General features: G+C 68.1%; 21 protein-coding genes. 7 read left to right on the plus strand and 14 right to left on the minus strand.

The annotated features are described in order from the left end of the window. Window positions 1–206: 206 nt before the first annotated feature. The 8 genes from ACV959_RS01385 to ACV959_RS01420 form a co-directional block, all read right to left on the minus strand. Window positions 207–440 carry a hypothetical protein gene (locus tag ACV959_RS01385; protein ID WP_475738148.1) on the minus strand — a complete coding sequence of 78 codons (234 nt, stop codon included), beginning with the start codon at window positions 438–440 and terminating at the stop codon, window positions 207–209. Window positions 441–597: 157 nt separating this feature from the next. After that, on the minus strand, window positions 598–3,297 hold the full coding sequence (gene acnA, locus ACV959_RS01390; RefSeq protein ID WP_475738149.1) for an aconitate hydratase AcnA: 2,700 nt from the start codon (window positions 3,295–3,297) through the stop codon (window positions 598–600). A 113-nt stretch (window positions 3,298–3,410) separates the two neighbouring features. Further along, window positions 3,411–4,847 carry an MFS transporter gene (locus ACV959_RS01395; protein ID WP_475738150.1) on the minus strand — a complete coding sequence of 479 codons (1,437 nt, stop codon included), beginning with the start codon at window positions 4,845–4,847 and terminating at the stop codon, window positions 3,411–3,413. Between the two features lie 151 nt (window positions 4,848–4,998). Then, entirely contained in the window at window positions 4,999–5,526 is a 528-nt protein-coding gene (locus ACV959_RS01400) for an Ig-like domain-containing protein (RefSeq protein WP_475738151.1), read from the minus strand. Window positions 5,527–5,605: 79 nt separating this feature from the next. After that, window positions 5,606–7,207: a RecQ family ATP-dependent DNA helicase gene (locus tag ACV959_RS01405; protein ID WP_475738152.1), complete on the minus strand. Its 1,602-nt coding sequence runs from the start codon at window positions 7,205–7,207 to the stop codon at window positions 5,606–5,608. After that, window positions 7,204–7,506: a hypothetical protein gene (locus tag ACV959_RS01410; RefSeq protein WP_475738153.1), complete on the minus strand. Its 303-nt coding sequence runs from the start codon at window positions 7,504–7,506 to the stop codon at window positions 7,204–7,206. Before ACV959_RS01410 ends, ACV959_RS01405 begins: the two co-directional genes overlap by 4 nt. Window positions 7,507–7,544: 38 nt before the next feature. Then, window positions 7,545–8,426, minus strand: a complete 882-nt coding sequence (locus ACV959_RS01415) for a hypothetical protein (protein ID WP_475738154.1) — start codon at window positions 8,424–8,426, stop codon at window positions 7,545–7,547. A 100-nt stretch (window positions 8,427–8,526) separates the two neighbouring features. Next, a complete protein-coding gene (locus ACV959_RS01420) occupies window positions 8,527–9,867 on the minus strand; it encodes a lipopolysaccharide biosynthesis protein (RefSeq protein ID WP_475738155.1) in 1,341 nt (446 codons plus the stop codon). A gap of 145 nt (window positions 9,868–10,012) precedes the next feature. Here ACV959_RS01420 and ACV959_RS01425 point away from each other — a divergent pair, with 145 nt between their 5' ends. Continuing rightward, window positions 10,013–10,201, plus strand: a complete 189-nt coding sequence (locus tag ACV959_RS01425; protein ID WP_475738156.1) for a DUF1289 domain-containing protein — start codon at window positions 10,013–10,015, stop codon at window positions 10,199–10,201. Window positions 10,202–10,275: 74 nt separating this feature from the next. Here ACV959_RS01425 and ACV959_RS01430 read toward each other — a convergent pair whose 3' ends face one another. Then, on the minus strand, window positions 10,276–10,761 hold the full coding sequence (locus ACV959_RS01430; protein WP_475738157.1) for a redoxin family protein: 486 nt from the start codon (window positions 10,759–10,761) through the stop codon (window positions 10,276–10,278). A 219-nt stretch (window positions 10,762–10,980) separates the two neighbouring features. Here ACV959_RS01430 and ACV959_RS01435 point away from each other — a divergent pair, with 219 nt between their 5' ends. Next, window positions 10,981–11,424: a hypothetical protein gene (locus ACV959_RS01435; RefSeq protein ID WP_475738158.1), complete on the plus strand. Its 444-nt coding sequence runs from the start codon at window positions 10,981–10,983 to the stop codon at window positions 11,422–11,424. Between the two features lie 52 nt (window positions 11,425–11,476). Here the strand turns inward: ACV959_RS01435 and ACV959_RS01440 are convergent, their stop codons facing one another. Both ACV959_RS01440 and tlpA read right to left on the minus strand, forming a co-directional pair. Further along, entirely contained in the window at window positions 11,477–11,911 is a 435-nt protein-coding gene (locus tag ACV959_RS01440; protein WP_475738159.1) for a GlcG/HbpS family heme-binding protein, read from the minus strand. A gap of 66 nt (window positions 11,912–11,977) precedes the next feature. Then, entirely contained in the window at window positions 11,978–12,616 is a 639-nt protein-coding gene (gene tlpA, locus ACV959_RS01445) for a thiol:disulfide interchange protein TlpA (protein WP_475738160.1), read from the minus strand. A gap of 23 nt (window positions 12,617–12,639) precedes the next feature. Here tlpA and argH point away from each other — a divergent pair, with 23 nt between their 5' ends. The 4 genes from argH to ACV959_RS01465 all read left to right on the plus strand — a co-directional run bounded on the left by argH (window position 12,640) and on the right by ACV959_RS01465 (window position 16,422). Then, window positions 12,640–14,028: an argininosuccinate lyase gene (argH, locus tag ACV959_RS01450; protein WP_475738161.1), complete on the plus strand. Its 1,389-nt coding sequence runs from the start codon at window positions 12,640–12,642 to the stop codon at window positions 14,026–14,028. Beyond that, the gene (locus ACV959_RS01455) at window positions 14,025–14,636 is read left to right on the plus strand and encodes a thiamine phosphate synthase (protein WP_475738162.1); all 612 of its coding nucleotides are present in this window, start codon (window positions 14,025–14,027) and stop codon (window positions 14,634–14,636) included. Before argH ends, ACV959_RS01455 begins: the two co-directional genes overlap by 4 nt. Continuing rightward, window positions 14,633–15,532 (plus strand): tetratricopeptide repeat protein, encoded by a 900-nt coding sequence (locus ACV959_RS01460; protein WP_475738163.1) that lies wholly within the window; start codon window positions 14,633–14,635, stop codon window positions 15,530–15,532. Before ACV959_RS01455 ends, ACV959_RS01460 begins: the two co-directional genes overlap by 4 nt. A 77-nt stretch (window positions 15,533–15,609) precedes the next feature. Next, a complete protein-coding gene (locus ACV959_RS01465; protein ID WP_475738164.1) occupies window positions 15,610–16,422 on the plus strand; it encodes an alpha/beta hydrolase in 813 nt (270 codons plus the stop codon). An 18-nt stretch (window positions 16,423–16,440) separates the two neighbouring features. Here ACV959_RS01465 and ACV959_RS01470 read toward each other — a convergent pair whose 3' ends face one another. The 3 genes from ACV959_RS01470 to ACV959_RS01480 all read right to left on the minus strand — a co-directional run bounded on the left by ACV959_RS01470 (window position 16,441) and on the right by ACV959_RS01480 (window position 19,005). Next, window positions 16,441–17,148 carry a DsbA family protein gene (locus tag ACV959_RS01470; protein ID WP_475738165.1) on the minus strand — a complete coding sequence of 236 codons (708 nt, stop codon included), beginning with the start codon at window positions 17,146–17,148 and terminating at the stop codon, window positions 16,441–16,443. Between the two features lie 35 nt (window positions 17,149–17,183). Continuing rightward, entirely contained in the window at window positions 17,184–18,311 is a 1,128-nt protein-coding gene (locus ACV959_RS01475) for a M48 family metallopeptidase (RefSeq protein WP_475738166.1), read from the minus strand. A 133-nt stretch (window positions 18,312–18,444) separates the two neighbouring features. After that, entirely contained in the window at window positions 18,445–19,005 is a 561-nt protein-coding gene (locus ACV959_RS01480; protein ID WP_475738167.1) for a LemA family protein, read from the minus strand. 177 nt (window positions 19,006–19,182) lie between these two features. Between ACV959_RS01480 and def the strand changes: the two genes are divergently transcribed. Next, window positions 19,183–19,749, plus strand: a complete 567-nt coding sequence (def, locus tag ACV959_RS01485; RefSeq protein WP_475738168.1) for a peptide deformylase — start codon at window positions 19,183–19,185, stop codon at window positions 19,747–19,749. The last annotated feature ends 13 nt before the right edge of the window (window positions 19,750–19,762 follow it).

The following is a 19,762-nucleotide window of genomic DNA, read 5'->3' on the forward strand; positions in this document are numbered from 1 at the left end:
TTCGAGAGACGGCGCCGGACGGCGGCCCGATTGCCGGCCGATTTTTTTTGCGCCGCACATCGGCGCCGGGCCAAACGTCGCGTTCACGCTTCAGGTTTGATATTGACCGCGAATGATTGCCGGAGCGGAAAGGTTGACGCCCGCGACAATGAAAAAGGGCGCGCCTGACGCGCGCCCTCTATCGGTGCGAAAACCGCGAGCCGGCCTCAGAGGCCCTTCGAGTTCTGCGGGCAGCCGCACTTCTCGTCGCAGGCCTTCTTGGCTTCCTTGATCTTCGCCATGTCGGCGGTCCAGCCCTGCTGGTCCTTCAGATAAGCGTCTTCGCACTTCGAGGCGCAGACGGCCTGCTCGTCTTCGGCGTGGGTGTCGCAGCTCGCGAAGGCCGGGACGGTCATCGCGGCAAAGATAGCGACGGCCGTGGCAATGGAGAACTTCTTCATCTTGGGGTTCCTCTATCTTCCGGTTTTTTGTTGCTTCTTGCGCCGCGCCTCGCGCCGCATTCGATCATGCGGCGCGGGAGTTCCCACGCTGGAGCGTCACGAACATGTCGCAGGAAGCTCTGCCCGTCAACGAGGGTCGAAGTTTTTGACAGCTCTTTTACGAGGCAAGTTGTCGCAGGACGTAAGGAAGAATGCCTCCATTTTTGAAGTATTCCAATTCGTCGAGCGTATCGATGCGCAAGAGTAGCGGAGTCGAGACCACTTTGCCGTCAGGCGATGTGATCTCGGCGACCAGCGTTTGACGCGGCGAAAGGCCCGCCTCCAGTCCGCGAATGGACACCCTCTCTTCGCCCGTCAGTCCAAGCGTCGTCCAGCCGGTCCCGGCTTCGAAGGTCAGGGGCAGGACGCCCATGCCGACGAGATTGGAGCGGTGAATGCGTTCGAAGCTCTGCGCGATCACTGCGCGCACGCCGAGCAGCGCCGTGCCTTTCGCCGCCCAGTCGCGCGACGACCCGTTGCCATATTCGGCGCCTGCGAAGACGACGAGCGGCGCGCCCTCCTTCTGATAGCGCATCGCCGCGTCATAGATGGAGAGCGTTTCCCCGCCCGGATAGTATTTCGTGAGCCCGCCTTCGGGAACGATCCCTTCCGCGTTCTTCATCATGTAGTTCTTGATGCGAATATTGGCGAAAGTGCCGCGCATCATGACCTCATGATTGCCGCGGCGCGTGCCGTATTGATTGAAGTCCTTCTGCGCGACGCCATTGTCCAACAGCCATTTGCCGGCGGGCGACGCCGCCTTGATGGAGCCGGCCGGCGAAATATGGTCGGTGGTGATCTTGTCGCCGAAAAGCGCGAGGATGCGCGCGCCGACGATGTCGGTCACCGGCTTCGGCTCTTTCGTCAGGCCGACGAAATAGGGCGGGTTGCGCACGTAGGTGGATTTGTCGTCCCAGCCATAGGTCTCGCCCGCCGGCGCCGCCACGGCGCGCCAATGTTCGTCGCCCGAGAAAACATTGGCGTAGGTCTCGCGGAAGAGGTCGCGGGTGACGTTCTCGCGAATGAAACGGTCGATCTCCGCGTTTGTCGGCCAGACGTCGCGCAGAAAGACGGGCTTGCCGTCCGAGCCGGTTCCGAGCGGCTCCTTCGTCAGGTCGATCGCCACCGTGCCGGCGAGCGCGAAGGCGACGACGAGCGGCGGCGAGGCGAGATAATTCGCCTGCACGTCCGGATTGACGCGGCCCTCGAAGTTGCGGTTGCCGGAGAGCACCGAGGCCGCGACGAGGTCATGCGCGTTGATCGCCTTCGACACCGGCGCGGGCAGCGGGCCGGAATTGCCAATGCAGGTCGTGCAGCCGAAGCCGACGAGATTGAAGCCCAGTTCGTCGAGCGATGTCTGAAGGCCCGATTTTTCGAGATATTGACCGACGACCTGGCTTCCCGGGGCGAGAGAGGTCTTCACCCAGGGTTTGACCTTGAGGCCTTTCGCGACCGCGTTGCGGGCGAGCAGGCCCGCCGCGATCAGCACGCTGGGATTGGAGGTGTTGGTGCAGGAGGTGATGGCGGCGATCACGACGTCGCCATGGCCGAGGTCGAAATTCGTCCCCTCCACCAGGTGACGCGGCCCAAGCCCGCCTTCCTTCTTGTATTCGCCGGCGAGCGCGGCCTCGAAGGTCTTGCCCATGTCCTCCAGCGGCACGCGGCCCTCGGGGCGCTTCGGCCCGGCGAGCGAGGGCGTGACGGCGGCGAGGTCGAGCGCGAGCGTGTCGGTGAATTCGGGATCGGGCGAGGCGGCGGTGCGCAACATGCCCTGCGCCTGCGCATAGGCCTCAATCAGCGCGATGCGCTCGGCGCCGCGGCCGGAAGTGTTGAGATAAGCGAGCGTCTCGGCGTCGATGGGGAAGAAGCCGCAAGTCGCGCCATATTCCGGCGCCATATTGGCGATTGTCGCGCGGTCGGCAAGCGAGAGGTGATTGAGGCCCTCGCCATAGAACTCGACGAATTTGCCGACGACGCCCTTTTTGCGCAGCATTTGCGTCACGGTGAGCACCACGTCGGTGGCGGTGACGCCCTCTTTCGGCGCGCCCGTCAGCTTGAAGCCGATCACCTCCGGCGCGAGCATGGAGAGCGGCTGGCCCAGCATGGCGGCCTCCGCCTCGATGCCGCCGACGCCCCAGCCGAGCACGGCGAGCCCGTTGACCATCGTGGTGTGGGAGTCGGTGCCGACGAGCGTATCCGGATAGGCGATTTCGGCCCCGTCCTCGGCGCGGGTCCAGACCGTCTGGGCCAGATATTCGAGATTGACCTGATGACAGATGCCCGTGCCGGGCGGCACGACGCGGAAATTGTCGAAGGCCGACTGGCCCCATTTCAGGAAGCGATAGCGTTCCCCATTCCTCTGATATTCGAGTTCGACGTTTTGCGCGAAAGCGCGCGGCGTGCCGAATTCGTCGACGATGACCGAATGGTCGATGACGAGGTCGACGGGCACGAGCGGATTGATCTTCTGCGGATCGCCGCCAAGCGCGACAAAAGCGTCGCGCATCGCCGCGAGATCGACGACAGCCGGCACGCCGGTGAAGTCCTGCATCAGCACGCGGGCCGGGGAGAAGGCGATTTCGCGCTCGGTCTTGCCCTTTTCGGTCAGCCATTTGGCGAAGGCGAGGATCGTGTCCTTCGTCACCCAGCGGCCGTCCTCGTTGCGCAGCAGGTTTTCGAGCACGACCTTGAGCGAATAGGGCAGGCGCGAGACGCCCGCGAGGCCGTTCGCCTCCGCCGCCTTCAGCGAGAAATAGTCATAGGTCTTGTCCCCCACGACGAGCTTTTGGCGGGACTTGAAACTGTCGACGGAAGTCATGGGGCGTGGTCCTCGAACGGGTCAGGAAACCCTTTGGAGACGGAAAGGCGGGCGCCGCCTTTCTAGAAAATTCCGTGCCATCGGCACAAGCGGCCGCACGCACATTACATAGGTCAGCGCCGCCGTTCGCCTCGCAGCGGCTTCTCCTCCATGCGCGCCATGAAGGCGAAGGAGAGCGTCATGCAGACGGCGAGCGCGGCGAAGACCAGCCTGAAGCTCTGGACGAGGCGCGCGACTTCCCCGGGGGAAAGCGTCGCCGCCGCAATGTAATCCGCGCGGCCGCCGCCGAGCGCCAGAGCGCCGAAGAGCGCCACGATGATCGCGGCGCCGAGCTGCCGGAAGAATTGCGTCGCGGCCGTCCCCGTGCCGAGATCGCGCGGATCGACCGCGTTCTGCACCGAGACCGTCGCGACCGGCAGCATGGTTCCGACGCCGAGCGTCACGACGGTGAGCAGCGCATTGAGGGCGAGGAGGGAAGCGCCCTCCGCTTTCCAGGCGGCGACGCCGGCCGCGATCGAGCCTGCGCCGAGGCCGAGCAAGGGAATGATCTTATAGCGGCCGACGACCGCCATCATCCGCCCGGAAAAAGTCGCGCCCGCGACCGTCGAGACCATCAGCGGAATGAGCGCGAGGCCCGAGTCATGAGGGGACAGCCCGGCCGCCGCCTCGAAATAGACCGGCATGACGACCGAGAGGCCGACGAAGGCGCCGAGCCCGAAGGAGCTCGAGGCGATGGCGTCGCGCACGATGCGCAGACCGAGAATCCGCAAAGGGATCAGCGGCTCCGGCGCGACGCGCGTGCGCCAGGCGAAGGCGCTCCAGAAGAGGCCGGAGGCGGCGAAAAGCGCGAGGACCGGGGCCGAGGCCCAAGGGTAGCGCGATCCGCCCCAGCCGAGCGCCAGCGTCATGGAGCCGGAGGCCATGACCAGAAAGGCGGCGCCCGGATAATCGACGCTGTGCGGATGGCGCCGCTCCGGCAGGCGCTTGAGGCGCGCATTGGCGATGAGAAGCGCGGCGAGGCCGAGCGGCAGGTTGATCCAGAAGATCAGCGACCAGTGCAGATATTGCGCAAAAAATCCGCCGAGCGCCGGGCCCGCGACGCTCGATGTGGCGAAAACGGCCGCGAAATAGGTTTGATACCGCCCGCGCTCGCGCGGGCTCACCAGATCGGCGACGATGGTCTGGGCCAGGGCGATGAGCCCGCCCCCGCCCAGCCCCTGCAGGAAACGGGCGGCGGCAAGCGCCGCGATGCTCGGCGCGAGCGCGCAGGCGAGCGAACCGAGGACGAAGGTCGACACGCCGACGAGCAAAACGATTCGCCGTCCGTAAATATCGGCGAATTTGCCGTAAAGCGGCGTCACCACGGTCGCGGCGACGAGATAGGCGGTGACGATCCAGGGCAGGTTTTCCGGTTCGCCGAGATCGGCGCCGATCGTCGGCATGGCGGTGACGACGATGGTCTGGTCGAGCGCCGAGAGCAGCATGGCGAGGCCGAGCCCGACCATGACCTGCCGGAATTCGGCGGGATGATGCGGCGCGTCGTCATGCATGGGGGCTTCCTCCGGGGAAGCCGTTCATAGACCGTTGCGCCGCAGCATGGAACTCCGGCGGGGCCGTCGACTCGAAAGGGGCGCGCCCACGCCCCGAAAGGCGAGGGACGCGCCCCATCTCATCTGGCGGCCGAGAGGCGCGGCCTCCCCCTTACTGGACCCAATGCGGGATGTCGGCCGAAGACGCCGCATGGGTCGCAGCGCCGGGGTAGCTCGCGCGCAAAAGGCGCCAGCCGGCCGGAAGCGCCGTCGTGAAGAGCCGCGCCCGCGCGCGCAACAGGCCGAGGAAGCCCGTCGTGGTCGCGGGGAGGAGGCGGTCGGTCGTCGCGCCGTCGCCGATCTGGCCGTAATTATTGCGCTCCCAACATTTGACGCCGCCGGCATTGGTGACGGCGCACGTATGCTCATAGCCCGCCGCCAGCGTCGCCTGGCCCGCGCCGAGGGCTTTCAACGGCGCCGCGCCCAATGACGTCGCATTGTCGGCGAAGGTCACGCTGCCGGTCGCCGCGCCGCCGCCGAGCGCGTCGACTTCCGCCGTCATCAAGACCGCCTGCCCGACGCGGGTCGGGCTCGCGGTGACGAGTTGCGTGCGGGTGACGCTTTGAGCCAGGGCGGGAAAAGCCAGCAAGACCGCGAACGCGCCCGCCGTCAGGCGCGTCGATGCGAATGAAAACAACATATGTCCCCCTCGAAAAAACGACAAAACCGATCTGATCGGAATTTGGCCAATCGCTCAGGTCAAGGTGTGGCGCATGCGGCTAATTGTCCTCTGCGGCCCCGCCGGCCTCCCCCTCCGCCGCCATCGCCCGGAAAAAGGCCGCAGGCTCGACGACGCCCGCGAAGAGCGGGTCGTCCGGACGCTGCGGCCGGGCGCGCGCAAGGTTGCGCAGCGTCTCGTCGCTCGCCACGCGGCGCGGCGCGAGGCGGCGGCGTTTCGCGATCATCCGGCGCTCCGCCTCCAGCGCGCGCAGAAGCCGCGCCTCCATGACGGTGAGGGACGCGGTGGAGGCGTCCGGCGTTTCGAAGGGCGCCTCGACGCCGGGGGAGGGGCCGGGCGGCGGCTCCGCTTCTTCCTCGCCGGCGGAAAATTGCGCCAGCCGGCTTTGCGCCGCAACGCGCCAGCCGAGCGCCAGCGCCCCGGCGCGGCGCGGCCAGGCGAGCGGGCCGCCGCGGCAATGGTCGCATTTGCCGCAGGGCGCGCTCTCCTCGCCGAATTCCGCGAGCAGGGTCTGGAAACGGCAGGCGGGCGTCGCGCAGAGCCGGGCCATGGCCTTGCGGCGCGCGTAATCTCCCGCCGCCGCTTCATTGTCCGCCGCGCTCGCCGGCGTGCGCCAGCGCAGCGCCAGCTCGCGCGGATCGAACAGGGCGAGCGCCCGCGCCGGCGCCCCGTCGCGCCCCGCGCGGCCGATCTCCTGATAATAGCCCTCGATGGACGTCGGCAGATCGGCGTGCGCGACGAAGCGCACGTCCGGCTTGTCCACCCCCATGCCGAAGGCGATGGTCGCCACCATGACGACGCCCGGCCGGGCGAAAAAGGCGTCCTGATGGGCGGCGCGCGTATGGGCGTCGAGGCCGGCGTGATAGGGCAGGGCGTCGAACCCCATGCGGGCGAGGCCCGCGGCGAGCGCATCCGTCATGCGGCGCGAATTGCAGTAGACAATCCCGCTTTCCTTGTCCCTCCCGATGAAATTCATGATCTGCCGCAGGCCCGGCCGCTTGCGGGCGAAGGCGAGCGAGAGGTTTGGCCGCGCGAAAGAGCGGACGAAGACTTCCGGCTCCCGCGAGAAAAGGCTGCGGCGGATGTCGTCGCGCGTGCGCGGCCCGGCCGTCGCGGTGACGGCGAGCACCGGCGCGCCGAGCCCGCGCGCGATGTCGCCGAGGCCCCGGTAGTCGGGGCGGAATTCATGGCCCCAATGCGAGACGCAATGCGCTTCGTCCACCGCGAACAGCGTGACGCGGTTTTTGCGCAGCAAATTCTGCATCCCCTCCTGCGCGAGCCGCTCCGGCGCGGCGTAGAGCAGCCGCGCCCGCCCAGTGGAGACGGCCTCGAAAGCCGCGCGCGCTTCGTCGTCGTCCTGCGCGGAGTGGAGCGCGACGGCGGGCAGGCCCTTGTCGTCGAGCGCCCGCAACTGGTCGCGCATCAGGGCGATGAGCGGCGAGGCGACGACGACGAGGCCCGGCCCCGCCGCGGCGGGGAGCTGATACAGGAGCGACTTGCCGGAGCCGGTCGGCATGACGGCGAGGGCGTCGCGGCCCGCGAGCACGGCCTCGATCGGCTCCGCCTGGCCGGGCAGGAAGTCCGGGTAGCCAAAAATGCTGCGCAGCAATTCATGCGCTCCGGCGCGCGCGCCGCCGCTCACGAAAGGCCCTTTTCGAGGAGCGCGGCCGCGATCTCGCGCCACTCGTCCGCCAACGCGCCCCTATGCGGCGGCCGCCCGGCGCGGCGATACCAGTAGCCCGCGTTCCACTGGTCGCCTTCCTTGCGGTGGAGATAGGCGTGGACCCACATGCCGTCGCGGTCCGACAGCGCGTCGACGCATTTGTGCGCGGCGTCCCAATCTCCCCGCGCGTCGAGCCAGAGGGCGCGCAGCGGAGCCGTTGCGGGGGGATCGCCGCCGGCGTCGACCGAGGCGAGGAAGTCGGAGAGTGAAAGCGTCACGGGCGGCCTCTCATCAGGCGCCCATATCTTGCGACAGCTCAGGCGCCGAAGAAAACATATTCCGAATAGGAGAGGTCTCCCGGCCGGGGGGCGTTCGGGCCGCGGAAATATTTCGGGCCGCGATCGGGAAAGAAGCGCCCGGCGAGCCCCGCGATGGGGCCGTTGGCGTCCGCGACGCAGAGCGCGTCGCCGAGGCGCAGCATCCGGCGTCCCAGGGCGCCGGCGATTTTGGGCAGATCGGCGACGTCGCGGCAATAGACGATCTGCCGGGCGCGCACGACGCCCATCATGATTTTCTTCTGAAGGACGAGGGGATAGGCCGCGCCGCCGCTGACGCAGATCAGCGAGACGCAATCGAGCGCCGCATGTTCTTCCAGAATCCGGCGTTCGGCCGGGCGGAGCGCGGCGGCCTCCGGCAGGCCCGGGTCGAAGTCGAGGGCGCGGTCCCCGGGCGCGACGCGGCTGAAGGCGGGAAAGAAAACGATCTGCCCTTCGCAATAGCGCCGGAAACCGTAGCCGGCGGCGACCCCCCAGGTCTCCTCGGTCGGCGAGACATTGGTGAAGGTGACGCCCTTGTGACGGAAGGCGGCGAAGGCGAGTCGCGGCGCATAGCTGCGGTAGGCGGGATCGACGCACCAGCTCGAGAGATTGCAGCGCAGTTCCGATCCCGCGCCCTCCCCGTGGCGGGAGAAGATCATGAGCATCACCCCGACAATGTCGCCGGACCGCGCCAGCGCATAGCCGAATTTCGGATAGCCCTCGATCGCCGGACGCGCGGCGAGGCGGGCGAGCCCGCGCTCCCAGTAGGCCCTGGAGCGCACCGGGAAGCCCCGGCACAGGCAGGAGGCGACCCCGTCGAGGTCGCTTTCCTCGATCAGCCGACAGGTCAGGTTTTCACCCAGGCCGCCCAGCGCCGCCATTCGACATCCCCCTCTTCGACGCGCCGCGCCTCGACGCGTCCCGACAAGCTGGACAATAGTCTGTTCCCTGGGAGAGCAATATTTTAATCAGTCGTTTACGTTAATCGCCGGCGCGCGTGGGGTCCGACAAAAGACAGAAGGCGGAAGGGTCCACGCCGCGTTTGCGGCGGCACAGGACGACGAGGAAGACCGCGGCCGGCGCGGCGACGAGCGCCCATCCGAGCGCGGCGCCCATGGAGCCGAGGATCACCGAGAGGCCCGCGGAAAGCGCGATCCGTCCCGCCGTGGCGGCCGCGGCGATGCGGGAGTAGAGCTTTTCGAGTCCTGTGAGCAGCAGCACGCCCGGCGCGAGGCCGCACATGGCGACCGTGAAGGTCGCCACGGACAGAAGGACGAGCGTTGGATAGGCCTCGGCGAAGCGCGCGCCGAAGGCCGAGAGTATGACGCGCCCGAACAGGACGACGGCCGCGAGCGCCGGCGCCGCGAGCGCCAGGGCGACCGCCGCGATGGCGCGGAACATGTTCTGAAGCTCCCGGATGCGACCCGAGAAATAGAGGTTAGCGCCATGGGCGGCCGCATAGGCGCCGAGCCCGCTGACCAGCATGAGAAACACGCCCGCGATACGCGCCGCGACGAAATACTCGCCCGCGGCCACGGGCGAGGCGAGGGCGCCGATCAGCATGACGTCAGCGTGCTGACTCGCCGCTTCGATCACGGCCGAAAGCCACATCGCGCCTGCGCGGTTTCGCCATTCAGCGCGCGTGCGCGCATCGAGGCGCGCCGCCCCCGCGCGCGGCAATGCCCGGCGGGCCGTCGCGGATTGGAAAAGCGCGGCGGCTCCCATCCCGGCCGCCGCGATCCAGAAGAAGCCCGCCGCCGTTAGCCCCGCGGCTGTGGCGGCCGCCGCTGTTCCGGCGAGCAGCGCGAGCCGCCATGTCGCCTCGCGATGGCTCTCCGAGACGAGGAAGCCCGCGACGACGCGGCTCGAACTGGATGAATAGGCGAGCGCCCCCTGCATGAACAGGAAGGCCGCCCCGGCGCGGGCCGTCTCCGCCGGCATCCCCAAGATCCGCCCGCCGAACAGGACGACCGCGAGCGCGCCCGCCGCGGCGCCGAGCAACGCCAGTCGCCAGCCATGGGCGTAGGCGGCGCATGCCCGCGCGTCGTCGCCTTGTCCACGATATTCGCCCCAGGAGCGCGAGATGAGCGTGTCCTGGCCGAGCGCCGCCGCGACGGCGAGAATCGACAGGGCGCTGAACCACATGGCGAGTCGCCCGAATTCCTCCGGCGCCATGGCGCGGGCCGCGAGAGTGAAGACGGCGATGTTGAGCAGCGCGCCCGAGGCTCTGAGGCCGAGCGCGGCCGCCGGCCCGGCGAGGGCGCGACGAGCGCGCAATAAGGCCGGCGCTGCGGAAAGGAAGGAGGCGAGAGAAGCGGCCAAGCGACGGTTCGGGAGGCTTTTCGGGAAACCGACCCATAATCTCGCCCGGGCCGGCGCGCCACCGGCGTCTCGAATCGCGGTTTACGGAATAAGTTGACAGGGGCCGCCGCCTCGGCCATTTGCGCGGCGCAATACGCGAGGCCCGATGATCCCCAGCCCCTGCAACAAGATCTGCACGCTCAATGAAAAGAACGTCTGCGTCGGCTGCGGCCGCACGCGCAACGAGATCGCGAGCTGGACGCAGCTCTCCGAGGGCGAGAAGAAACGCGTCGTCAGTCTCGCGAAGGAGCGGCTCGCGACGCTCGAGGGCGCGCCGGGAGCGGCGCGCAAATAGCGTTCGGCAAGAGAACTGCTGCGCCGCAAAAAGACCGGCCCTCGCGGACCGGCCTTTTCGGGCGTCTATGGCGCTCAGAGTTTTTCGAGCGTCGATTCTGCGCTGGAGACCGTCGCAACGCTCGAATTCTCCTCGACGTTGATCCATTCGACGACGCCGTCCCTGACGACCGCCGAATAGCGCTTGCCGCGCACGCCGAGGCCGAAGTCCGTGAGATCGAGATCGAGGCCCATGGCCTTCGCCAGAACGGCTGAGCCGTCCGCGAGGCCGTCGATCTTGCCGGCCGCGCCGCGCTCCTTGAGCCAGGCGTCGAGGGTGAAGACGTCGTTGACGGCGGTCACCGCCACGGCGTCGACGCCCTTGGACTTGATCGCGTCATAATGCGCGAGAAAGCCCGGCAGGTGCTTGGCGTGGCATGTCGGCGTGAAGGCGCCGGGCACCGAGAAGAGCGCGATCTTGCGGCCCTTGAAATAGTCCGAGGTTTTGATCGGTTCGGGGCCGTTCTTGCCCATGACGGTGACGGTAACATCCGGAATTCTGTCGCCAGCTTTGATGGTCATATGCCTCGTCTCGCTGAGGGTCGGGTGGAAGCGCTATCCTCCTATATAGCGCGTTTTCCTTTTCCGTCGCCTTGGCGGGCGCCGCTTTTCCTGTGAGTTGTCACGATCTGGCGAAATTGTCGCTGCGATCTCGGGCGCTTGTGAGCGGGCGCGCGGCGATGCAACATGCGCGCCTGCGACTCGAAACGCGAGCGCGCTCTTCCTCGGAGGTTGGGAGACATGTCGAATACCGAAACGCCCGAAAGCGGCCCGGCGCCCGCCGCCTGGGTCTGGAGTCAGTATCGCGGCGAACTGCCCGCGGGGCCGACTCCGGCCGAAACGCCCGCCTCGGCGCCGGCCGGAGCGCCTGCGGCCGCGCCCGCGGCGACTCCGGCGACCCCGCCCGCCGGAAGTCACGGCGCGATCGGGCTTGGAGTCGCGGCGGCGGTGATCGTCATTGCAGGTTTGACGTGGTTGTTCACGACCAGAACCGCCTCTGGCCCATCCGAATCCGCCGCGCCGCCCCCCGCCGAAGCCCCGGCCCCCGCTCCTCCCGAGACGAAGAGCGAAGCGCCGCCGGCCCCCGCCGCCGAGGCGCCCGCAACGCAGCCGCCCGCGGCCGCCGCGCCCGCGCCGGCCCCGGAACGCCCGAAAAAGAAGAAGAAACACAAACGGGAAGACTAAGCTCCCGAACAGGCGGCGGCGCTCCGGCTCGCCGCCGCTCTTTCAGATGTTCTCACGTCCGCCAGGGGTGTTCGGGGAGATCGCAGACGCCGAGCGTCGCAACCCCGGCCTGCGCCACCGCGTGGTCGTTCTCAACGGACGAACCGCTCACCCCGACGGCGCCGATCATCACCCCATTCTTGTCGACGATCGGCAGGCCGCCGGGGAAAGTGATGAGGCCGTCATTGGAGTGTTCGATGCCGTAAAGCGGCCCGCCGGGCTGCGAGAGCTTGCCGATCTGGCCCGTCGGCATCCCGAAGAAGACGGCCGTCTTCGCCTTCTTCATCGAAATGTCGATGCTGCCGACCCAGGCGTCGTCCATGCGGTAGAAGGCCTTCAGCACGCCGCCCGAGTCGACGACGGCGATGCACATCTGCGTCTTGAGTTCGAGCGCCTTCTCGCGCGCCGCAACGATGGCCTTTTCGGCCTGTTCAATGGTGACATGCATGGAAACGACCTCCCTCTTCCCCGTCTACGGCCAAGGCGGCGAGACGAGAGATAGGGCGCGCTCCGGCTATTTTGAGGCCGCCTCGACCGCCTTCGACGCCAGCGCCTTCGCGTCCGCCGAATGCCATGCCGCCGGGCCGTTCATCAGGCCGATCTGGCAGCCCTCGGGGTCCACCAGCATCGTCACCGGCAGGCCCAGCGCCTTGCCGGCCTGTTTCAACTCGAAGAAAATGTTGGCCTTGGGATCCGCATAGAGCGTCAGCGCCTTGACGCCCGTCTCCTCGAAGAATTTCTTCGGCCGCTCGAGGCGTGAAGTGTCGATGTTCACTGTGACGACCTGGAATTTTTCGGAGCCGAGCTCCGCCTGAAGCTTGTCCAACTCGGGCATTTCCGCGCGGCAGGGCACGCACCAAGTCGCCCAGACGTTGAGGAGCAGCGTCTTGCCCTTGAAGGCCGCGAGCGAGACGGACTTGCCCTCGGGGTCGTTGAAAGCGAAGTCGGGAAGCTTCTCCGGCTTCTTGGAAATAGTCATCGCCGCGACCTCGCCATGGGCGAGATCCTTAACGGCTTCTGCGATCTTCGCGCCGGCCGCGCAGTCTTCGGCGCGCGCTTCCTTGCCGCCCGGACCGCCCGCGTATAGAAACCCGGCGCCCGCCGCTGCAAGGATAATGGTCGCGAGGCGACGCGGGAAGGCGGGCTCTTTCATCAGGCGCAGGCTCCGGGGATAAAATGACGAGCAAGATATGGGGCGGGCGCTTTCAGAGCGCAACCGACGCCGTTCTGGAAGCGATCAACGTCTCCATCGATTTCGACAAGCGCCTCGGGCCGCAAGACATCCGCGGCTCGCTCGCCCATGTCGCCATGCTGGCCAAGCAGGGGATCGTCGCGCCGGAAGACGCGGCGAAGATCACGGAAGGGCTGACGCGGATCGCGGGCGAGATCGAACGCGGCGAATTCAAATTCTCCCGCGCGCTCGAAGACATTCACATGAACGCCGAGTCGCGCCTCGCCGAACTGATCGGCCCCGCGGCCGGGCGCCTGCACACGGCGCGTTCGCGCAACGATCAGGTGGCGACCGATTTCCGTCTCTATGTCCGCGACGAGATCGACGCGCTCGACGCGCAACTCGCGGATTTGCAACTCGCGCTGGCCGAGCGGGCGATGGCGGAGGCGGGCAGCGTCATGCCCGGCTTCACCCACCTTCAATCCGCGCAGCCGGTCACCTTCGGCCACCATCTGCTGGCCTACGTCGAGATGATCGGCCGCGACCGAGGCCGCTTCCGCGACGCCCGCGCGCGGCTCAACGAATGTCCGCTCGGCGCCGCCGCGCTCGCGGGCACCTCCTTCCCCATCGACCGCCGGATGACCGCCGCCGCGCTCGGGTTCGACCGGCCGACCGCCAATTCGCTCGACAGCGTCTCCGACCGCGACTTCGTGCTGGAGACGCTCGCGGCGGCCGCGATCTGCGCCACGCATCTGTCGCGCTTCGCGGAAGAGATCGTTCTGTGGACGACGCCGCAGTTTGCGTTCATTTCGCTCTCGGACAAATTCACCACCGGCTCCTCGATCATGCCGCAGAAGCGCAACCCGGACGCGGCGGAGCTGGTGCGCGGAAAATCCGGCCGCATCATCGGCGCGCTTCAGGCGCTGCTCATCGTCATGAAGGGCCTGCCGCTCGCCTATTCCAAGGACATGCAGGAGGACAAGGAAGGCGCCTTCGACGCGCTCGACTCGCTCTCCCTCTGCATCGCCGCCATGGCCGGCATGGTCCGCGACATGACGGTGAACCGCGACCGCATGAAGGCGGCCGCGGGCGCCGGATTCTCGACCGCGACCGATCTCGCCGACTGGCTGGTGCGCAGGCTGGGGATGCCGTTCCGGGAGGCGCATCACGTCACCGGCCGCGTGGTGGCGCTGGCCGAAGGCAAGGGGGTCGGGCTCGAAGACCTCGCCCTCGCCGATCTCCAGAGCGTCGAGCCGCGCATCTGCGCGGACGTGTTCGACGTGCTCGGCGTCGAGAAATCGGTCGAGAGCCGCACGAGCTATGGCGGCGCGGCGCCAGAAAACGTGCGCCGCGCCGCGCAAAGCTGGCTCGATTGTCTGAAAGGTTCGAAATGAGCAAGGACGCCCCGCAGCTCTATCTCGCGACCCCGCCGCTCGCCGGGGCGCGCGATTTCCTGCCGGCTTTGACGCGCGCTCTGTCGGCGGGCGACGTCGCCTCGCTCCTCATCCGTCTCGCGGGAGACGACCCGCGCAGGAACGAGGAAACCGTCCGCGCGCTCGCGCCCGCGGCGCAGGAGAAGGGCGTCGCGGTTCTCGTGGACGGGGCGCCGTCCTTGGCGCTGCGCGCGCGGGCGGATGGCGCGCATATCGAGGGCGCGGGCGCCGAGCTGACCGAGGCCGTTCAGAAGCTGTCGCCGAAATATATCGTCGGCGCCGGTGGGCTGGAGCTGCGCGACGACGCCATGCGCGCGGGCGAGGCCGGCGCCGATTACGTGCTCTTCGAGGGCGGGGATCTCGAAGCGCTCACGGAGCGCGTGGCCTGGTGGGCGGAACTCTTCAACACGCCCTGCGTCGCGCGCGCCTCGCGCCTAGCGGACGTCGCGCCGCTCGCGCGGGCGGGCGTGGATTTCGTGCTGCTCGACGACGCGGTCTGGTCCGACCCGCGCGGCCCCGAGGCGGCGGTCGCGCAGGCCCTGAAAGAGCTGGAGGAAGCGAGGACATGATCCGCCGTCTCCTCGCGCTCCTCGCGCTCGTCTCCCTCTTGGCGCCCGCTCTCGCCGCGTCGGCCGAGGCGCCCGCGCGCGATCTCGCCTTCGGCGCTTATCAGCGCGGCGACTATCGCGCGGCCATGACGGAGGCGAAGAAGCGCATCGAGGCCAATCCGCAAGACGCCGCCGCCTACACGCTCATCGGCCGCATGTATCTGGAGGGCTCGGGCGTCAAACGCGACATGAAGCAGGCGATGGACTGGTTCCGTCGCGGCGCGGACGCGGGCGACGCGGAGGCCGCCTATCTCTACGGCGTCGCGACGCTGGAAGGCATCGATACGCCCAAGGACCGCGCTCGCGCCCGCGCCTATTTGGAAAAGGCGGCCGCGAGGGAGCATCCCGCCGCGCTGCATCTTCTGGGCGAAATCGCGCTGGAGAACGAGGGCCGCGATCCGGACTTCGGGAAGGCCCTCGGTTATTTCGAGCGCGCGTCGAAAGCGGGCAGCGCCGACGCGGACTATGCGCTGGGCGTTCTCTACAGGACCGGCAAGGGCGTCGCGAAGGACGAAAAACTGGCGGCCGATTGGTTCAAGCGCGCCGCTGACGCGGGCCTCGCGCCCGCGATGGTGGAATACGCCATCATGCAGTTCAACGGCCTGGGCGTCGAACGCGACCGGGCGGCGGCGGTCGATTTGCTGCGCAAGGCGGCGCTCAAGGGCAACGCCGTGGCGCAGAACCGGCTCGCGCATCTTTACGCCGAGGGGCTCGGCGTCGAGGTCGACCTGGCCAAGGCGAAGGAGTGGCGCGACAAGGCGAAAGCGCAAGGGCTCGCCGATCCCTCGCTCGATTTCCTCTCGAACGCGCCCGCGCCGCACAAGCCTGCGGACGCCGCGGCGCCGGCCGCGAAATGAGCGCGCGGCGGGGAAGTCTCGCGGCGCGATGGACGAGCGCGCTCCTCCGCCGTTTCGTCAAGCCGCGGCTCCTCGCGATGATTCCGCGGATCCTGCGCCTTCAGGCCTTCGTGGAGCGGCGCGCGCCCGAACGGCGGGCGCCTTTCGCGCCCGAGCTTCCGGGCGACTGGATCCCGGCGATGGGGACGCCGGTCGGCGCGACGCTTGTCTATCTTTACGGCGGCGCCTTTCTCGTCGGCTCGCCGCCCCTCTTTCGCTTCATCTCGCGGTCCTTCGCCCGCGCGGGGTTCGACGTCTTCACGCCGCGTTACCGGCTCGCGCCCGAGCATCCTTTTCCGGCCGCGCTCGACGACGCGCTCGCCGCCTATCGGGCGCTCCTCGCCGCGCGGCCGGGACCGGTCGTGCTCGCAGGCGACTCCGCCGGCGGCGGCCTCGCGGTGTCGCTGATGCTGCGCGCGCAGGAAGAGGGCCTGCCGCTCCCTAAAGCCGCGGCGCTCTTTTCCCCCTGGACCGACCTCGCCGTCGCCGGCCCCTCGGCGCGCGCCAATGAGGAGAGCGACGCCCTGTTCGCCCGGCGCACGATTCTGTCGGGCGCCCGCGCGGTTCTGGGGCGCGCGGGCGCGCGCGACCCGCTCGCCTCGCCCGTCTACGCCGATCTTTCCGGCCTGCCGCCGCTCGTCGTCCACGCCGGCGAGCAGGAGGCGCTGCGCGACGACGCGACGCGGCTCGTCGACAATGCGCGGGCGGCCGGCGTGGAGGCCGAGCTGGAACTGTGGCCGGACGTTCCCCACGCCTGGCAATGGATGGGTTTCATCCCGGAGGCGCGGGAATCGCGCCGGAAGGCGATCGCCTTTCTCGAGCGGAAGCTCGCGGCCGCGCGGCCGGCCTGACCGGACCGTCGCGCCGCCTCAGTCCATTTTGCCGCAAACCGGCTGATCGCATCTGCGCGCATTGGCGATGATGTCGCGCAGGGATTTCGCGCCGGGCCAGCCGAGGATCGCCACGCCGGCGATGATGAAGGACGGCGTCATGGCGAGCCCCAGCGCCTCCGCGAGCCGCGTTTGGCGGAGGATGACGTCGCCGACCGTTTCGCTGTCGGCCGACTCCTCGGCCTTGGCGGCGTCGAGGCCCATGGCGCGAACGACGGCGAGCGCGGTCCGCCCGTTCGCGCCGCCGCGCGCGGCGTACATTTTCAGGTGGAAGTCATAGGCCTTCGCTGGGCCGTAAAGCCGCAGCACGGATTGCTGAACCTTCGCGGCCTGCACCGAGCCGATGGAAAGGATGGCGTCGTTGACGAGGCCCAGACGCAAATTACGGTCGCTTGCCGCAATTGCCGCGATTTCGCGGGCCGCCTTTCGGCAGAAGGCGCAATTATAGTCGAAGAATTCGTAGAGGATGACGTCCCCGTCGCGCCTTCCCTCCCAGATCACGCCGGGAAGGGACGCCGGATCGAGTTCGGCGGGGATGCGGAAATTGCGTAGCGGCTCGCCCGTTTCGCCGCGCAGCGCGAAAGCGGAATCGTCCTCGGCGCGGACCGGCGAGGCGTCGATGAAGGGCAGAGCGGCGAGCCCCCCGAGCGTCGCGCGGCGGGTCAGGAGACCGTTTTCCTTTTTCAATGGTCGTTCCGATGCTGGGAGGAGGCGCGGGGGGTTCACCCCCATGGGCCCGGTCTTGGCGGGTCGAGAGGATGGCGACCGTCCTGCGGCAGGAATGAGGCTTCGGCTCCTCCGGGCGGCTCGATCGACTCAGCTGCGGCCTCGTCCGCGATCGGCGGGGCAGATTCGATCGGGCCGATGTCCCGTCCGCCCCCAAAGGCGATCAGGGCCTTCACCCGCTCGTCGACGCTGGGATGGGTCGAAAACCAGCCGGATTCCTGAACCTGGGCCGGGCTCTCGATGAAAAAGGCGTGCATGCGGGAGGGCATGCCGGGAATGACCGAATGCGCCTCGATCTTGCGCAGCGCCGAGATCATGGCGTCCGGGTTCTTGGTCAATTCCACCGATCCGGCGTCCGCGAGATATTCCCGCGAGCGGGAGAGCGCGAAGCGGATCAGCACGGAGGCTCCCCAGCTCAGGGCGATGATGAGCAGCGCGATCAAGATCGCGAGGCCGGCGCCTCCCTCGCGGCGCTGGTCCTCGCGGGTCGAGGGACGATGCGGCGAGAAGCCGAAGGGGAAATTCCAGCGGCGGATGGTCAAATCCGCCGCGAAGGCGAAAATCCCCGCGAAGATCACCGCGATCACCATGAGCTGCACGTCGCGGTTGCGGATATGGGTCAGCTCATGGGCGAGCACCGCCTCTATCTCGGGGTCCGTCAGCTCCACCAGCAGGCCGCGCGTCACGGCGATCTTGTATTGCCCCTCCTTCAGCCCGGAGGCGTAGGCGTTGAGCGCGTCGCTGTCGATGATCTGCAAGGCCGGGATCGGGACGCCGCGAGAGATGCAGAGATTTTCGAGGAGGTTGTAGAGCCGCGGCGATTCGGCGCGGGAGACGGCGTGGGCGCCGGTGGCGAAGTCGATCATCCGCTGATGGAAAAGATAGGCGACGGCGAACCAGGCGCCCGCCGCGCCGACGCCGGCCGGCCAGCCGCGAGCGAGATCCGCGAGCGCGCGGGCGAGGATTTTGTCGAAGGGCGCGCCCGGCGGCGCCTCGAAGGCCTCGATCAGCAGCGCAAAAGAGAACATCAGCGCCAGGAGCAGCGCCACGAAGCCTGCGAGCAGGAAGGCCGAGCGCAGCCGGTTGGCGCGGATGTGGGTGTAAAGGCCATAGGCTTTGAACATGAGCGATCCTGCGAGAGGTGCGCCGGATCTCTCCGGTCATCGCGCGCGAGGCGAAGCGTTCCGGCGAAGCCGACGCCGCCCCTCGATTGCCGCGCCGCTTGCGCGCCGCGCAATGACGGGGCTGGTCGATCGATTAAAACTGAACCTTCGGCGCCGTTTCGACCGCCTTTTGCTCCGTCTCGCCGAGCTCGAAATAATCGAGCGGCTGGAAGCCGAAGCGCTCGGCGAGGAGGAAGCCGGGAAACCCTTCGCGCGCGGCGTTGTATTCCGCGACGGCGTTGTTGAGAAAGCGGCGGGCCGCCGAAATCTTGTTCTCGACGTCCGAGAGTTCGGTCTGAAGCTGCTGGAAGTTCTGGTTCGCCTTGAGATCCGGATAGGCTTCCGAGAGCGCGATGAGGCGCGAGAGCGCGCCGGTGAGCGCCCCCTCGGCCGCGCCCTGCGCATTGGGGCCTGCGGCGGCGACGGCGGCGTTGCGCGCCTTGATCACGTCCTCGAGCGTCGTCTTCTCGTGCGTCGCGTAGCCCTTCACAGTCTCGACCAGATTGGGCACGAGATCGTGGCGCTGCTTGAGCTGCACCGAGATGTCCGAGAACGCCTGCCGGGAGCGCTGGCGAAGGTTGACGAGACCGTTGTAGACGCCGACGAGCCACATCGCGACGAGGGCCACGAGGCCCAGAAATGCCAGAAACGCCATAGCGCAATCCCCTTCCTCGGCGGCCCACCCGAAACGCGCCCGAACCGGCGCGTATGTTAGCCGTCCTCGTGCTTCAGGCAAAGGCGGGTCCATTTGACGGAAAGCCCGGCCGCGCCTATCTCTTTGCAGACGTCATCCTCGCTCGCCCACGGCGACGAAACCGAAGAAGAAACAGCGATGGCTCTTCTGCCGATCATCACCCTTCCCGATCCGCGGCTGCGGCAGGTTTCCACGCCCGTGGAACGGATCGACGGCGATATCCAGCGTCTGCTCGACGACATGCTCGAGACGATGTACGACGCGCCCGGCATCGGCCTCGCGGCCATTCAGGTCGCCGTCGCAAAGCGCATCGTCGTCGTTGACATCGGCAAGACGGAAGAGGAGCGCAAGCCGCTCTTTCTCATCAATCCCGAGATCGTCTGGGCGTCCGAGGAGCTTTCCTCCTACAATGAGGGCTGCCTCTCGGTGCCTGATTATTTCGACGAGGTGAAGCGGCCTGCGATGGTGCGCGTCCGTCATCTCGACCGCACGGGCGAGACGCGGGAGTTCGACGCGGCCGGCCTGCTCGCCACCGTGGTGCAGCACGAACTGGAGCATCTCGAAGGCGGGCTCTTCATTGACAATCTCTCGCGCCTGAAGCGCGAGCGGGTGGTGAAGAAATTCACGAAGGCCGCCCGGTTCGAGGAGATCGCGTCGCAGCGCCGCGCCGAGGCCGCCCGCCAGTCCGAAGAAGCCGGGGCCTGACGGTTGCGTCTGA

The organism is Methylocystis sp. Se48 (assembly GCF_056269425.1).

Excerpts from the sequence above, each read along its gene's own strand:
- ACV959_RS01385 (WP_475738148.1), bottom strand. The coding sequence starts at position 440 with ATGAAGAAGTTCTCCATTGCCACGGCCGTCGCTATCTTTGCCGCGATG.
- acnA (WP_475738149.1), bottom strand. The coding sequence starts at position 3,297 with ATGACTTCCGTCGACAGTTTCAAGTCCCGCCAAAAGCTCGTCGTGGGG.
- ACV959_RS01395 (WP_475738150.1), bottom strand. The coding sequence starts at position 4,847 with ATGCATGACGACGCGCCGCATCATCCCGCCGAATTCCGGCAGGTCATG.
- ACV959_RS01400 (WP_475738151.1), bottom strand. The coding sequence starts at position 5,526 with ATGTTGTTTTCATTCGCATCGACGCGCCTGACGGCGGGCGCGTTCGCG.
- ACV959_RS01415 (WP_475738154.1), bottom strand. The coding sequence starts at position 8,426 with ATGGCGGCGCTGGGCGGCCTGGGTGAAAACCTGACCTGTCGGCTGATC.
- ACV959_RS01425 (WP_475738156.1), top strand. The coding sequence starts at position 10,013 with ATGATCCCCAGCCCCTGCAACAAGATCTGCACGCTCAATGAAAAGAAC.
- ACV959_RS01430 (WP_475738157.1), bottom strand. The coding sequence starts at position 10,761 with ATGACCATCAAAGCTGGCGACAGAATTCCGGATGTTACCGTCACCGTC.
- ACV959_RS01435 (WP_475738158.1), top strand. The coding sequence starts at position 10,981 with ATGTCGAATACCGAAACGCCCGAAAGCGGCCCGGCGCCCGCCGCCTGG.
- ACV959_RS01440 (WP_475738159.1), bottom strand. The coding sequence starts at position 11,911 with ATGCATGTCACCATTGAACAGGCCGAAAAGGCCATCGTTGCGGCGCGC.
- tlpA (WP_475738160.1), bottom strand. The coding sequence starts at position 12,616 with ATGAAAGAGCCCGCCTTCCCGCGTCGCCTCGCGACCATTATCCTTGCA.
- argH (WP_475738161.1), top strand. The coding sequence starts at position 12,640 with ATGACGAGCAAGATATGGGGCGGGCGCTTTCAGAGCGCAACCGACGCC.
- ACV959_RS01455 (WP_475738162.1), top strand. The coding sequence starts at position 14,025 with ATGAGCAAGGACGCCCCGCAGCTCTATCTCGCGACCCCGCCGCTCGCC.
- ACV959_RS01460 (WP_475738163.1), top strand. The coding sequence starts at position 14,633 with ATGATCCGCCGTCTCCTCGCGCTCCTCGCGCTCGTCTCCCTCTTGGCG.
- ACV959_RS01465 (WP_475738164.1), top strand. The coding sequence starts at position 15,610 with ATGATTCCGCGGATCCTGCGCCTTCAGGCCTTCGTGGAGCGGCGCGCG.
- ACV959_RS01475 (WP_475738166.1), bottom strand. The coding sequence starts at position 18,311 with ATGTTCAAAGCCTATGGCCTTTACACCCACATCCGCGCCAACCGGCTG.
- ACV959_RS01480 (WP_475738167.1), bottom strand. The coding sequence starts at position 19,005 with ATGGCGTTTCTGGCATTTCTGGGCCTCGTGGCCCTCGTCGCGATGTGG.
- def (WP_475738168.1), top strand. The coding sequence starts at position 19,183 with ATGGCTCTTCTGCCGATCATCACCCTTCCCGATCCGCGGCTGCGGCAG.